The organism is Xanthomonas sp. 3498 (genome assembly GCF_014199795.1).
GTDB lineage: Bacteria > Pseudomonadota > Gammaproteobacteria > Xanthomonadales > Xanthomonadaceae > Xanthomonas_A > Xanthomonas_A rydalmerensis.
This window is the reverse complement of sequence record NZ_JACHOH010000002.1, coordinates 683735-697750: the sequence shown is the minus strand read 5'-3', so window position 1 is coordinate 697750 and position 14016 is coordinate 683735. Positions and strand designations below refer to the sequence as shown.

General features: G+C 67.3%; 12 protein-coding genes and 1 tRNA gene. 8 read left to right on the top strand and 5 right to left on the bottom strand.

The features are described 5' to 3' along the window. Positions 1–29: 29 nt before the first annotated feature. Positions 30–1142 (bottom strand): hypothetical protein, encoded by a 1113-nt coding sequence (locus GGR66_RS08135; RefSeq protein ID WP_184447902.1) that lies wholly within the window; start codon positions 1140–1142, stop codon positions 30–32. A 120-nt stretch (positions 1143–1262) separates the two neighbouring features. Then, the gene (locus GGR66_RS08130; protein WP_184447901.1) at positions 1263–2351 is read right to left on the bottom strand and encodes a site-specific integrase; all 1089 of its coding nucleotides are present in this window, start codon (positions 2349–2351) and stop codon (positions 1263–1265) included. A 104-nt stretch (positions 2352–2455) separates the two neighbouring features. Between GGR66_RS08130 and GGR66_RS08125 the strand changes: the two genes are divergently transcribed. The 4 genes from GGR66_RS08125 (at position 2456) to GGR66_RS21375 (ending at position 4810) form a co-directional block, all read left to right on the top strand. After that, positions 2456–3355: a DNA-binding protein gene (locus tag GGR66_RS08125; RefSeq protein ID WP_184447900.1), complete on the top strand. Its 900-nt coding sequence runs from the start codon at positions 2456–2458 to the stop codon at positions 3353–3355. Between the two features lie 88 nt (positions 3356–3443). Next, a tRNA-Ile gene (locus tag GGR66_RS08120) sits at positions 3444–3536 on the top strand. Between the two features lie 654 nt (positions 3537–4190). Continuing rightward, positions 4191–4550, top strand: coding sequence for a hypothetical protein (locus GGR66_RS08110; RefSeq protein ID WP_184447898.1), 360 nt, complete (start codon positions 4191–4193; stop codon positions 4548–4550). Between the two features lie 164 nt (positions 4551–4714). Next, positions 4715–4810 (top strand): hypothetical protein, encoded by a 96-nt coding sequence (locus tag GGR66_RS21375; protein ID WP_326520974.1) that lies wholly within the window; start codon positions 4715–4717, stop codon positions 4808–4810. Between the two features lie 364 nt (positions 4811–5174). On the opposite strand, the gene GGR66_RS08105 is transcribed toward GGR66_RS21375, so the two are convergent. Genes GGR66_RS08105 through GGR66_RS08095 form a run of 3 tightly spaced genes read right to left on the bottom strand, consistent with a single transcriptional unit; the run spans position 5175 to position 7383 of the window. Then, a complete protein-coding gene (locus GGR66_RS08105; RefSeq protein ID WP_184447897.1) occupies positions 5175–5390 on the bottom strand; it encodes a hypothetical protein in 216 nt (71 codons plus the stop codon). A 56-nt stretch (positions 5391–5446) separates the two neighbouring features. Then, a complete protein-coding gene (locus GGR66_RS08100; RefSeq protein ID WP_255421621.1) occupies positions 5447–6697 on the bottom strand; it encodes an ATP-binding protein in 1251 nt (416 codons plus the stop codon). Then, positions 6694–7383 (bottom strand): response regulator, encoded by a 690-nt coding sequence (locus tag GGR66_RS08095; protein WP_184447896.1) that lies wholly within the window; start codon positions 7381–7383, stop codon positions 6694–6696. The genes GGR66_RS08100 and GGR66_RS08095 overlap by 4 nt, the downstream gene beginning before the upstream one ends. A 108-nt stretch (positions 7384–7491) precedes the next feature. Here GGR66_RS08095 and GGR66_RS08090 point away from each other — a divergent pair, with 108 nt between their 5' ends. From GGR66_RS08090 to GGR66_RS08075, 4 genes are read left to right on the top strand one after another with little or no spacing between them, the layout of a single operon-like run. Further along, positions 7492–8952 (top strand): efflux transporter outer membrane subunit, encoded by a 1461-nt coding sequence (locus GGR66_RS08090; RefSeq protein ID WP_160968005.1) that lies wholly within the window; start codon positions 7492–7494, stop codon positions 8950–8952. Between the two features lie 29 nt (positions 8953–8981). Further along, positions 8982–9800, top strand: coding sequence for a MipA/OmpV family protein (locus tag GGR66_RS08085; RefSeq protein ID WP_184447895.1), 819 nt, complete (start codon positions 8982–8984; stop codon positions 9798–9800). A gap of 23 nt (positions 9801–9823) precedes the next feature. After that, entirely contained in the window at positions 9824–10942 is a 1119-nt protein-coding gene (locus GGR66_RS08080; RefSeq protein ID WP_184447894.1) for an efflux RND transporter periplasmic adaptor subunit, read from the top strand. Continuing rightward, entirely contained in the window at positions 10939–14007 is a 3069-nt protein-coding gene (locus GGR66_RS08075; protein WP_184447893.1) for an efflux RND transporter permease subunit, read from the top strand. Before GGR66_RS08080 ends, GGR66_RS08075 begins: the two co-directional genes overlap by 4 nt. The last annotated feature ends 9 nt before the right edge of the window (positions 14008–14016 follow it).

The window sequence follows — 14016 nt, the reverse complement described above, 5'->3', positions numbered from 1 at the left end:
GTTGCACGATCTTTCCATAAGCGACGACGTCATTCCCGCCCTAAGCGCCCTCGGCCGAAATGCTCGAGCACGTCTAGCTCGACCGTCGTTCCTTGCGCACCGAACCAGCCTAGCAGCCTCTTTAGTTCGGCGCGGCCATCGGGCGCCAGCACCAGCTGATTGATCATTGCGCGCACGCCGAGTCGGTTGCGGTACTTGCGCCAGGTGGCGGCTGGGTTCCAGGACAGGCTGAACCCATCAAAGCCCACGCTCATCGACGATTGACCGAGTCCCGCGCCGGCCAGGGCGTCGTCGACCCCGCGCGCGATCTCGACCAGCGTGCGCTCGTAGGTGGAGGTAGGGGCGCCATCGGGGTTGTTGACGTGCTGCTGGTACAGCCCGAGCCAGTCGCGCACTGGCCGGAAGCGGTCGCGCAGCGCCACGGCACCGGCAATCAGGGCCGCGGGGCCGTCGACATCACGGATGACTTGCAACGGGATCGGATCGAGCATCAGCCGCAGTGACATCAGCGACTCGTTGCGCGTCTCACGCCGTTGCAGCTTGGTCCGGCTGGTACGCACCATGTCGAGGGTACGATCGGCGGCGCTGGCGTCAGGTAGTGCGACGCCGGCGATCTGATAGAAGCGGCGCCGTGCCGGGTGCGGCGTGTACGGCGTGTCGAACTTGACCGCACGCGCAAGCATGCCCGCGCCGCCCCACAATATCTGCGACTCCAGCGGGTGCGAGCTGACCCCGTGCTCACGGTAAGCGATTGTGTACTGCGCGTGCAGCTCGCGGAGCGGCGCCGTAAACGCCAGGCGCTCGACAAACGCGTCACGCACCGACCCCAATTCCGGATCCCGCGGCTGGAAGTCGTAGCCACGCAGAGCCCCCTGGCGAGTGGCGGGGGCAAACACATGGCCGGCGCGCTGCCACGTGTCGACATGAGCGGCCTCGACCAGAATTTGGTCGCGCAGCACTAGGTCGGTGAGCAGGTCGAACAAGCACTCCAGCGCGATAGCAGCCGAAGGCACTGACGTCAGCTGTGGGGCGCCGTCGGTCGTGACCTGCAGTAGCTGGCACTGATCGCGGCCGAGTCCGTCGGTGAGCAGCTCCGCCACAATCTGCAGCGACCAGTTGTCGGCAATAACCGATTGTCCCATGTGTCCATACCGGGCTGAGTGTTCCGGTATCGTACCCCTAATAGGCCCAACTTCCGCTGCCCAGGCTTCCGATCAATCCACGACGCTCGAACGAAATTCCACAACGATCACTTATGCGGCTTAGCTATCTTCAAGTAAGCGAGCGGCAGGATTCGCGGATGCGCCGCCGGTCTGGAAGTATCCAATCACACTGGACACCGACCGGTGCTCGGTCAGTTGCATGATCGCCGGCAGCGCCACGCCTTGGCGGCTAGCCTCGGTCACGAACCCCGAGCGCAGGCTGTGCCCGCCAAAATCTCCCTCCAGCCCGGCCAATCGCGCCCGCCGCTGTACGATCTCGCTTACCGCGGCCGGAGACAAGGCAGGGCCGACGCGCTGCTTCCAGAGCCGTCGGAAGATCGCCCCTTCGGTGATCCCGGCTGCGTCCAGCCAGTCCTGCAGCGCGAGGGCGGCCCGATCGAGCACCGGCTTGTCCGGGGTCGAGCTCGCGGTGACGCCGGCCTGCTGGGTCTTGCTGTGCTCCAGGCGGTAGATGTAGCCCGCCTCGCCGATCCGGCGCAGGTCGCGCAGGTCGGCGGCGGCGATCTCACTGCGCCGGCGCCCACCGCTGGCAAACCCGAAGCAGAGTAGGGCACGATCCCGTATTCCTTCCAGGCTGTCGTCGCAGGTGGCCAGCAGGGCTTCCAGCTCGGGCAGGGTGATCGCGGTCTTCTTGCGCGGCCGCTCGCCGCGTTTGACCGAAGCGCGGGCCGCACGGCTGAGCACGGTGCGGATCGCCGGCTGCTCGCAGGGATTGGGCTGCTGCTTGAGTCGATGTGCGGTGGACAGCACCGCCACCCGATGCCGGACGGTGGACAAAGTCCAAGGACCCAGCTTGGCCTTCAGGCTGGCGGCCACCAAGGCCTGGTCAACCGCCGGCGGCAGTTCCCAAGCCAGCTCGCCGTCGGCATTGCGCCGAACCACATGGTCGACCACGAACTGCAGCACGGCAGCCTCGGGCACCGGCAGGGTCAGTTCAATCCCGTAGCGCGCCACGTGCCAGCCGGCCCAATAGCGCAGCGCGCTGGTGTAGCTGCGGGTCGTGTTCTCGGCTGCTGCTTCGGCCAGCAGCTCGCGCACCGCGTCTGCCGCCTGTTGTGCCAGCTGTTCGGGCAGTACCAGCTGGTGGACGGTCTGGACGAGGGCGGCACTAGTGGAATTAACATCCATAGTATGTAATGTGCGCTACGAATAAGCAGGCGTAGCCACGATAATCATCACTTATCGCGAGTACGTCAACTGCGGGGCAGGGAGCCAATCCGGGAGGCACTTCAATGGCCAGAGGTATCACAGAATCAGATGTTCACGCCGCCGCCGACGCGCTGATCGCGCTTGGCGAACGTCCGACCGTGGAACGCATCCGTGCTCATCTTGGCACTGGCTCCCCGAATACCGTGGTTCGCTGGCTGGAAACCTGGTGGGGAAGATTGGGTGAGCGGCTGACCGCGCAGCAGGTCAAACTTGAGCTACCCAATGCCCCTGCGGAGCTGGCAACCTTGGCCTCACAGTGGTGGGAGCATGCGCTGGCAGCCGCACAGCGCCACGCTGACGCCAACCTGGCTCAACAGCGTGCCGACCTCGTCGCACTACAAGATGACTTGGGCAATCGGGAGGCCGCTTGGCAAGCGCAGATTCAACAGCATTCCGTTGCTGCCAACCAAGCTCGGCAGTCGCTGGTTGTCGCCGAACAACGGCTGGCCGATCTCCAGCGCTTGTGCGATCAACAGCTTACTCAGATTGCCGACCTGACCACGCAACGCGAGGACTTGCGTGACCGCTGCACCCAGATGGAACAAGAGCTTGGTGCGCTGCAGGGCCGCTACAGCGAGCGTGAGGCAGTGATCGCCATCGAGCGCAATCGTCAGGCCGACCACCTGCGCGCAATTGAAGATAGGGCGCATGCAGAGATCGATCGGGCACGACAGGAAGCTCAGGGACTTCTAAAGCAACTTACGAGCGCACAACGGGAGCGTCAGACGTTTGAACAGCACGCTCGCCAGCAAGAAGACAGTACCCGTCAGGCATTGGCTGAGGCGCTACGAGAAGCTGCCGTCGAGCGAGCTCGAGCCGACACCCTGGCAGCAGAGTTACAACGTACCGTCTCAGCGAGGCCCACGTCACGCCAGAAGTCGGCCGGACCGGCGGCACGCAAGTCGCGCCGCGCCGCACGTTAGACAACAAGCGCATGGTATGCTCAAGCCATGAGTGCCTACCACCGCTACGAGCCCGGCTTTCGAATACCGGCGTGATCGCAACGATCACGCCCCTGTAGCTCAATTGGTAGAGCAGCGGATTTATATCCCGTCAGCGCCAGATAAGCGGCAAGTGCCGGTTCGAGCCCGGCCAGGGGCACCATCTTTTCGCGTCGCCGCAGCTGATGCGTTGAACTGTGCCTGCTTACGTCCGAGCTTTTAATTGATGCGCTTCTTTCTCGATACCGAATGGGCCGATACCATAGGCTCTGAGCTCGTTAGCATCGCTCTCGTGGCTGAGAGCGGCATTGACTACCTCTACGCCGAGCGAGAGATCTTGCCGGCGCGCCCGACTGACTTCGCTCGCAGCGTCGTGTATCCACTGCTGGATCGGGACAAGTCGGTCTTGACGGATCAAGCAATGACCAGACGCTTACGCGGTTTTCTCAACTCCGCAAGTGCTCCACTGATCTTTGCGGACTACGCCAACGATCTTCAGCTTCTGCACTACGTGCTCGCGGGCTTCGATCTACCCGATACCCAAGTCTCTGCGTGCGGCCCGACACCTCGGGCAGTGGATGTGCAGATCATTCACGATAGGCCGACGGCGACATTGGTGGAAGCCTACTTTGAGGCTCATCCTGCAGTTCGGACTAGACGACACCATGCCTTGGTCGATGCAGAGGCATTGCGAGTGGCATGGCATGTCTCTACCGGTCGCGTGCCATGCCCAGCATGGGGCTTTGATGCTATGGCACGAGTAAGCGCACACCCTAGCTAACCATCGTAAGCAGAACCGTGGGGAGAGAGAAGCGGCATGAATGACCTCGCAGACGAACTAGATCCGCAGTACCGATCATGGCTGTTGTCTCAGGCTTTGCCTCATGTATGGGCTGCAACGTTTTCCCTCCATCTTGATAAAGGCGAGGGCACAGCAATCGCGACAGCAGATGCTGCGGCTGGCGTGGTGAAAAGGCTAAAGAATGAACCTGTGCTTCCTCCAGAGGAGGTTGTTGCCAAGTCGGGCTTCGTCTTTTCCTTCGACGATTTTCGGGGCTGGTACCGTGTCACTCATCGATTGCAACAGTCCAGTGGCTCGATCTACCGAGATCCCACTGATACTGAGATCGAGCAAGCCTTCGAGAGCTACCAACAAAGCCGCAGTGACTTCTACTAAGGTCTGGGAACACCAGACCGACAACGGTATGCCATCTTGGCGAATCCGGAGCAGCTTTTCCTTCGTTCCATCCTGGAGTAAACATGGCCAAGCTCGATCCCCGTGTTTCCGAATTTGAGTCGACCGAAGCCGCCGAGGACTACGACTGATGGTTCCGGGCGAAGATCGAGCGCGCCCTGGCCGACACGCGGCCGACGATTTCGCACGACCAAGTGATGGCGCGCGCACACGCTGCGATCGAAGCAGCCGCGAAGCGATAGAAGCTCGCTGATGAACCAGGTCCAGAGCTGCAGGAACTTGTCGTCCTATGGAACAGCGGTGCTGGAACTTAAGGTCCAGATCTCAGTACTGGCGGTTGTTCCGGTCAACTCCGGGGCGTTTTTTCCGTCGTTCCATCAAAGCTGGGGCGACTTGTCCAGACTCCGAGAAATGTGCGGCGTTTGTCCGCGGCAAATGGGGTGTATGTCTGCGGGAACGGGGGCATTTCCTGCGCGGCAATCAGAAGCTGCTGACGCGTTTCTAGCCGCATCCAATACAGGCGCGCCCGTGTCAGGCGAACATGTAATTTCGCATAATGTATCTTATGTAAAATCGAACTGCGGCAGTGCTCCTCGCGTCAGCCCCTCAGCGCTTCCCCAGCCGCCGCGGTATATGTGCCATCTGCCTGGCGTTGAAGTCCCTGCCGTGCCGATCCAGCAACGCAACCACAGTCGCGTGTGCCTCATCGGCCCGGCGCCGCAGCTCCAGGATGGCGGCGTGCTCGATGGCTCGCCATTCTTCGGCAGTCTTGCCTGTTGGGATGGCTTGGCGCTGGCGGTTGGTGTCCAATGCGGTACTCATGTGGAAGCTAGTCCTGAACGCATTCTTCGTGCAGTGACTTTACCGCAGCGCCGATCTCAAACCTGCCGTTTGCGCGGATTTGGCGCAGGCGCGTTGCCTCCACCCGGGCCGGCATCAGCTGGAAACCCAGGCGGCAAACGCACCCGCGCGCACAACCCGCCGCCTTCGCGGTTGGCGAATTCCAGCGCGCCACCGTGCGCATGGCAGATGGCCGCGGCGATCGACAGGCCGAGGCCGCTGCCGCCGGAATGGCGGGCGCGCGAGTCGTCGGCACGCCAGAAACGGTCGCCCATCCGCGCCAGCGCTTCCTCGTCGACACCGGGACCGCGGTCGTCGACGCGGATCAGTACGCCATCGGCAGCGGCCTGCGCCTCCAGCGCCAGTTCGCCGCCGACCGCGGCGTAGCGCAGCGCATTGTCGATCAGCACCGACAGCACCTGGCCCAGGCGATCGCGGTCGGCGCTGATGTACAACTGTTCGGGAATGCGCACCTGCACCTGCATGCCGGCCTCCTGCAGCGGCTGCGCGGCCCAGGTCAGGCGTTCGCGGACCAGCGCGCCGAGCGCGAACCGCTGCGGTTCCAGCATCAGCTGGTTGGCGCGGGCCATCGACAGCAGGTGCAGGTCGCCGACCAGGCGATTGATCTGCTCCAGTTGGCGCTGGACCATGCGCAGCTGCTCTTCGCTGCTCGGGAACACCTGGTCGAGCATGCCCTGCACCCGGCCCATCGCCGCATTCAGCGGCGTGCGCAGTTCGTGCGCCAGCATCGCGCTGGACTCGCGCACCTCGCGTTCGTACTGCTGCAGCTGCGCGCTCATGCCGTTGAAGTCGATGGCCAGCCCGGCCAGTTCGTCCGGTGCACCGGGTACCACCCGCGCACGCGCGGCGAAATCGCCGTCGCTGATCCGCCGCGCCGCCTCGGCGACGTTGGAGAACTGCCGCGACAACGGCCGTGACGCGAGCAGGCCGCAGACCACGATCACCGGGATCGACGCCAGGATCATGCCCGCCAGCAGCAGCCAGTCGCGGCTGGCCAGCCCGGGCAGGAAATCGGCCACGTCGTAGTAGGTCTCGAACAGTTCCCACAGGCGCCGCGCGTTGCTGTGCGGATCCTCGCGCAGTTGCAGCATCTCCTGCCGCGCCTGCGGCGGCAGGCGGCTCAGCGTGGAGGCATCCCAGATCGCGAAGCGCAGCAGCATGCCCAGCGCGATCGCGATGATGGTCAGCACCGCCAGCGCGCTCATGCGCAGGCCTACCCACTGCCACAGCGGCACGTGACGCTTGCGGCGGAACCAGGCCCAGTTCATCGGAAGCGGTAGCCGATCGCGCGCACCGTCACCAGCAGGCCGGTGACCTGTTCGTGTTCCAGCTTCTTGCGCAGGTTATGCACGTGCGCATCCACCACCCGCTCCAGCGCATCGCTGTCGGGCAGGCAGATCTCCAGCAGTTCGCTGCGGGTGAAGGCCTTGAACGGCGTCTTCATCAGCGTCGACAGGATGTTGAACTCGGTCGGGGTCAGTTCCAGCGCCACCTCGTGGCCATCGGCATTGCGCACGGTGGCGCGCACCGCCGCCGTGTCCACGGTGAGCCGCTCGTGGCGCAGCGGCTCCTCGCTGGCGCGCGCCGGCCCGGCGCGACGCAGCACCGCATACACCCGCGCCACCACTTCCTTGGGGCTGTACGGCTTGACCACGTAGTCGTCGGCGCCGTAGCGCAGCGCGCCGAGCTTTTCCGGTTCGTCGCCCATCGCGGTGACCATGATTACCGGGGTATCGCTGCTGCGGCGGATCGTGGACAGCACCTCGGTGCCGCTGAGCCGCGGCAGCATCACGTCCAGCAGCACCAGGTCCGGCTTCCACTGCGCATGCACGGCCACCGCCTTCTGCCCGTCCTCGGCGATGGTGACCTCGAAGCCGTCGCGGCGCAGGTAGGCCTCGAGGATGCTGGCGCTGTCGGCATCGTCTTCGACCAGCAGGATCTTCTTCGCGTGCATTGCCTGGTGCCTGTATTTCGCGTCTTGATGGAATCTTGAAGATTCCTAGAAGGCGGCTTGAACATGCCCGCCCATGCTGGCAGTCGAGTTCGATCACCGACCGCCGCCATGATTCTACCGTTCCTGCTGCTCCGCCCGCGCCGCACCGGCGCCCTGCTCGGCCTGCTCGCGCTCGTCCTGGGTGGCTGCTCCCTGGCGCCGGTCTACCAGCGCCCGCAAGCGGCCCTGCCGCCCACGCTGGGCGCGACCACTGCGACCGAGGCTGCCGCCCCGAACCGTAGCGACAATGCGCTCACCGAGCAGGAACAGCAGTTCGTGCAGGCGTTCTCGCCACAGCACGACCTGACCCCGCTGCTGACCCAGGCGCTGGCCCACGACCCGGACTTCCGCAATGCCGTGCTGACCGTGCAGCAGGCGCGCGCGCAGTACCGCATCGAACGCGCGCAGCAGCTGCCGCAGCTCGGCCTCGATGCCCAGGGCACGCGCCGCAGCTACGACGACGCGGCCACGCAGGCGCGCTACGGGCAGAAGCTGAGCACTGTCGCGGTCGGCGTGGACGGCTTCGAACTGGATCTGTTTGGCAAGCTGGCCTCGCTGTCGGCGGCCGCGCAGCAGCGTTACCTGGCCTCTGAGGATGGTCGACAGGCGGCGCGCGGTGCGCTGATCGCCGAGGTCCTGCGCGCCTACACGCTGGAACGCGCCGCCCTGCAGAGCCAGCAGCAGGCGCAGACCATCGCCGAACGCAGCGCCGCACTGTTGGCGATCGCCACGCGCCAGCAGTCGGTCGGGCTGATCTCCCGCGATGCGCTGGACCGTCAGCGCCACGACGACGACCAGGCCCAGGCGCGCGCGCAGCAAGCTAGCAGCGACCACGCCGCCGCCCGCCGCGCCCTGCAACTGCTCGCCGGCTACGCCACGCCCGATGGCGCCGGCACCCTGCAGGATCTGCTGCCCCGCGCCGAGCAGGACGACGGCCACGCCTGGCGCGACCTCGACTCGCAGCTGCTGCTGCAGCGCCCGGACGTGCGTCAGGCCGAGGCAGAGCTGCGCGCGCGCAATGCCGACATCGGCGCCGCACGCGCCGCGTTCTTCCCGTCGATCCGCCTGAGCACCTCGCTGGGCACCGCCAGCGAGGCATTGAACGGCCTGTTCATGCCCGGCAGCCGCACCTGGAGCTTCATGCCGCAACTGCTGCTGCCGTTGTTCGACGGCGGCCGCAACCGCGCCAACCTGGATCTCGCGCAGCTGCGCAAGGACGGCGCGGTGGCCGACTACGAGAAGACCGTGGAAGCGGCGTTCCGCGAGGTGGCCGATGCGCTGGATGCGTTGCCGGCGCTGCAACAGCGCGAGCGCGGCGAACGCACCAACCTGGAACGCGAACGCCAGCGCGTGGCGCGCCTGCAACAACGCGTGGCGCAGGGCCTGCAGGACCGCCCCGAGCTCCTGGCAGGCGATATCCAGGCCGCACAGGCCGAACTGGCGCACCTGCAGGCGCGCCAGGATCTGCTGCTCGATCGCATCGCGCTGTTCCGCGCGTTCTACGGCGTGCCGTTGCCGCACGCGCCCTGACCTTTCCCCCACCGCACGAGGTTGACCCGATGAAACATGTCCTGTCCGTTCTTTCGCCCACGTTGACCATGGCCTTGCTGGCGCTGCCACCGGCCGCGCACGCCGCAGATTCCGATCCGGCATCCAGCGCCGGCCTGTTCGGCGACCGCACGCAGGTGAGCGTGGGCGCCGGCGCCATGGTGACCCCGCGCTATCCCGGTGCCGCCGACGATCGCGTGCAAGCGGTGCCGGTGTTCTCGGTACAGCGCGGCATCCTGTTCGTCGACACGGTGCGCGGCGCCGGCGTGCAGTTCCAGAATGCGCACGGCTTCTCCGCCAGCCAGTCGTTCGGCTACGACCTGGGCCGCCTGCAGCGCAACAGCAGCTGGCGCCCCGGCTCCAAGAGCCTGGCTGGCATGGGCGACGTGCCCGGCGCGATCACCGCACGCAGCCTGGTCATGCAGCAGCTGACCCCGTACCTGGCGCTGGACGCCGAAGCCGAGTTCGCGCTGAAGGACGGCGCGCGCCGCAACCGCTATCGCGCCGGGGCGCGCTTCACCCTGCTGCAGGCCGCGGCCGACAACGTCACCCTGGACCTTGACGCGCACTTCGGCGACCGCCGCTTCAACCAGGCGTACTTCGGCGTCACCGATGCGCAGAGCCTGGCCAGCGGCTTCCAACCGCACCGTGCCGATGCCGGCGTGTACGTCTACACGGTCGGTGCCGAATGGGATCACACCCTGTCGCCGCACTGGACCGCCTCGCTGCTGCTCAACGCCACCCGCTACGTCGGCGCCGCCGATGGCAGCCCGGTGGTGCGTCGCCGTGCCGCTGCCGGCGGCGGCGCCACCGTCACCTACACCTTCTGATCGCTTCCGGGACACCGCCGACCATGACCCTGCGCCCCACCCTGCTTCTCATGCTGTGCCTGCCGCTGGCTACGCTGACGCTGTCCGGCTGCGACCACGAGGCCGCGCCGCCCGCCGATGCGCCGCGCGCGGTCAAGCTGGAAACCGTCGGCAGCGACGCCGTGCATGACAGCACCCGCTACCTCGCCCAGGTGCGCCAGCAACAACGTGCCGATCTCGGCTTCGAAGGCGGCGGCCGCATCGCCACCATCGCCGTGGACGTGGGCGACCGCGTGCACGCCGGACAGGTGCTCGCGCGCCTGGATCCGGAGCCGAACCGCCTGCGCCTGCAGCAGGCCGAGGCCGGCGTCGGCATCGCCGCGGCCGACCTGCAGCAGCAACAGACCCAGCTCGCCCAGCAGCAGGCCATGTTCGACGACGGCGCCGCCTCCGCCGCGACCCTGACCGCCGCCAAGAGCGCCTTCGCCGCGGCGCAGGCGCGGGTCCGCAGCGCACAGTCGGACCTGGCGCTGGCGCGCCGCGCGGTGCGCCAGTCGGAACTGCGTGCGCCGTTCGACGGCAGTGTGGTGGCGCGGCTGCAGCAGCCCGACACCTTGGTCAGCGCCGGCCAGCCGGTGCTGCAACTGGACGGCGCGGATCGCGCTCAGGTGCTGGCGACGCTGCCGGCCGATCGCGCGGCAGCGCTGCAACCCGGCCAGCGCGTCCTCGCCTACCGCAGCAGCGCGCCGCAGCAGGGATTGCCGCTAAGCCTGCGCAGCGTGTCCGAACGCGTGGACGGCGGCGCCACCGTGCAGGCGCTGTTCGACAGCACCGGCACCGATGCCGCGCAGCCGCGCAGCGGCGAATCGCTGCTGCTGGCCCTGCCCGACAGCGCCGCCAATCAGGCGCCGAGCGTGCCGTTGAGCGCGCTGATCCCGAGCATGGCCGATGGCCAGACCATGGTGTTCGTGTACCGCCAGGACAACGGCAGCGTACGCCGCCGCCAGGTCGTCGCAGGGCACGCCGATGGCGGCCGCGTGCAGATCCTGCGCGGCCTTGCCGCGGGCGAACGCATCGTCGCCGCCGGCGCCGCCTTCCTCCACGACGGCCAGCACGTCGTGCCGTTCCGTCCCACCACCCGCCTCGGCACCACCTCGCCATGAACCTGACCCGCGCCACCCTGCAATCGAGCCGCCTGGCGCTGTTCAGCGCCGCCCTGATCCTGATCGGCGGCATCGTCACCTTCCTCGGCTTTCCTTCGCAGGAAGAACCCAGCGTGACCGTGCGCGATGCGATCGTGCAGGTCGGCTTCCCCGGCATGCCCAGCGAACGCGTGGAAAACCTGCTCGCGCGCCCGCTGGAAGAACGGCTGCGCGAGGTCAGCGGTCTGAAGAAGATCGTCACCACCATCCATCCCGGCAGCGCCATCGTGCAGGTCACCGCGCAGGACAGCGTCAAGGACCTGCCGGCACTGTGGCAGCGTGTGCGCAGCAAGGCCGCCGAAGCCGGCGCCGAGCTGCCCGCGGGCACGCAGGGGCCGCTGGTGGACGACGACTTCGGCCGCGTCGCCATCGCCTCGATCGCGGTCACCGCACCCGGCTTCAACACCGCCGAGATGCTCGGGCCGCTGCGGCAGATGCGCGCGCAACTGTATGCCGTGCCGGGCGTCGAGCGGGTCACCTTCCACGGTCTGCAGGACGAGCGCGTCTATGTCGCCTTCGACCGCACCAAACTGGGCGAGGCTGGTCTCACCCCGGCCGCGGTCGCGCAGCAACTGCGCGCGCAGAACGTGGTCGCCGGCGGCGGCCTGGTCGCCGCGTCGGGCATGGCGATGACCGTGACCACCTCCGGCGAAGTGCGCGACCTGGACGACTTGCGCAATACCCCGATCGCGACGCAGGGCGCCGACGGCCCGCGGCAGATTCCGCTGTCGCAACTGGCGCGGATCGAGCTGATGCCGGTGGATCCGCCGGAGGCCGGCGCCATCTACCAGGGCCAGCCGGCGGTGGTGGTGGCGGTGTCGATGGCCCCGGGCAACAACGTCGCCGAGGTCGGCAAGGCGCTGCGACGCACCCTGGGCGAGACCGCCAAGGCGCTGCCGGTGGGCTTCGCGCAGCACGTGGTCACCTTCCAGGCCGACGTGGTCGAGCGCGAGATGGGCAAGATGCACCACGTCATGGGCGAGACCATCGTCATCGTGATGGCGGTGGTGATGCTGTTCCTCGGCTGGCGCACCGGCCTGATCGTCGGCGCGATCGTGCCGCTGACCATCCTCGGCGCGCTGATCGCGATGCGGGCGCTGAACGTGGAACTGCAGACCGTGTCCATCGCCGCGATCATCCTGGCGCTGGGCCTGCTGGTGGACAACGGCATCGTCATCGCCGAGGACATCGAGCGGCGCCTTGCCGCCGGCGAGGAACGTCGCGCCGCCTGCGAGGCCGCCGGCCGCAGCCTGGCGATCCCGCTGCTGACTTCCTCGCTGGTGATCGTGCTGGCGTTCTCGCCGTTCTTCTTCGGCCAGACCAGCACCAACGAATACATGCGCTCGCTGGCGATCGTGCTGGCGGTGACCCTGCTCGGCTCGTGGCTACTCAGCATCACCATCACCCCGCTGCTGTGCATGTACTTCGCCCGCGCGCATGCCGCGCCCGGCCACGGCGATACCTATACGTCCAGACCGTATCGCCTGTACCGGCGCGCGATCGAGGCGCTGCTGGCGCACAAGGCGCTGTTCCTGGGCAGCATGCTGGCGCTCCTTGCGCTGGCGGTGACGGTGCTGGTCTCGGTGCCGTACAGCTTCCTGCCCAAGTCCGACCGCCTGCAGTTCCAGATGCCGGTAACCCTGCAACCGGGCAGCGATGCGCGCGAGACCCTGCGCACCGTGCAGTCGATCAGCCAGTGGCTGGCCGACCGCCGGCAGAACCCGCAGATCGTCGACAGCATCGGCTACGTCGCCGACGGCGGCCCGCGCATCGTGCTCGGGCTGAACCCGCCGCTGCCGGCGGCCAACATCGCCTACTTCACCGTCAGCGTGCGGCCGGGCAGCGACATCGACGCGCTGATCGCCAAGGTGCGCACCCACCTGCGCCAGGCCTACCCGGCGGTGCGCGCCGAGCCCAAGCGCTTTTCGCTGGGCTCGACCGAATCCGGTGTGGCGATCTACCGGGTGATCGGCCCGGACGAGGCGCAACTGCGCCGCCTCGCCGCCGGCATCGCCGACGCCTTGCGCGCCCTGCCCGGCACGCTCGACGTCAGCGACGACTGGGACAGCCGCATTCCGCGCTACGTGGTGCAGGTGGACCAGGCCAAGGCACGCCGCGCCGGCGTCGCCAGCGAGGACATCGCCCAGGCGCTGCAGCTGCGCTACGGCGGCGTGGACGCCTCGGTGATCCACGACGATGGCACTAACGTGCCGATCGTGCTGCGCGGCGACGGCGCCCAGGATGCGCGCGGCGGCAATCCCGGCAACACGCCGATCTACCCGTCCTCCGGCGCCGCGCCGCTGCCGCTGGCGGCGATCGCCGACATCCAGCTGCGTTCGGAACCCTCGACAATCCAGCGCCGCAACCTGAGCCGCGCCATCACCATCACCGGCCGCAACCCGGACCTGACCACTGACCAGGTGGTGGACGCACTGGCCGACAAGGTCGCGGCACTGCGCCTGCCGCCGGGTTACCGCATCGAGATGGGCGGCGAACTGGAGGACGCCGCCGAAGCCAACCAGGCGCTGCTGCAATACATGCCGCATGCGCTGGGCGCGATCCTGCTGCTGTTCGTGTGGCAGTTCAATTCGTTCCGCAAGCTGTTCATCGTGGTCGCCAGCATTCCGTTCGTGCTGATCGGCGCCACGCTCGCCCTGCTGGTCACCGGCTATCCGTTCGGTTTCATGGCCACCTTCGGCCTGCTCGCGCTGGCCGGCATCATCGTCAACAACGCGGTGCTGCTGCTGGAGCGGATCGAAGCCGAACTGGCCGATGGCCTGCCCCGGCACGAGGCGGTGATCGCCGCGGCGGTCAAGCGCCTGCGCCCGATCGTGATGACCAAGCTGACCTGCATCGTCGGCCTGATCCCGCTGATGCTGTTCGCCGGCCCGCTGTGGACCGGCATGGCCATCACCATGATCGGCGGCCTGGCCCTGGGCACGCTGGTGACCCTGGGCGTGATCCCCGTGCTGTACGACCTGCTGTTCGCGCGCCGTGCTGGCATGCCGGCGAAGACCACGGCATGAGGCGGCAGC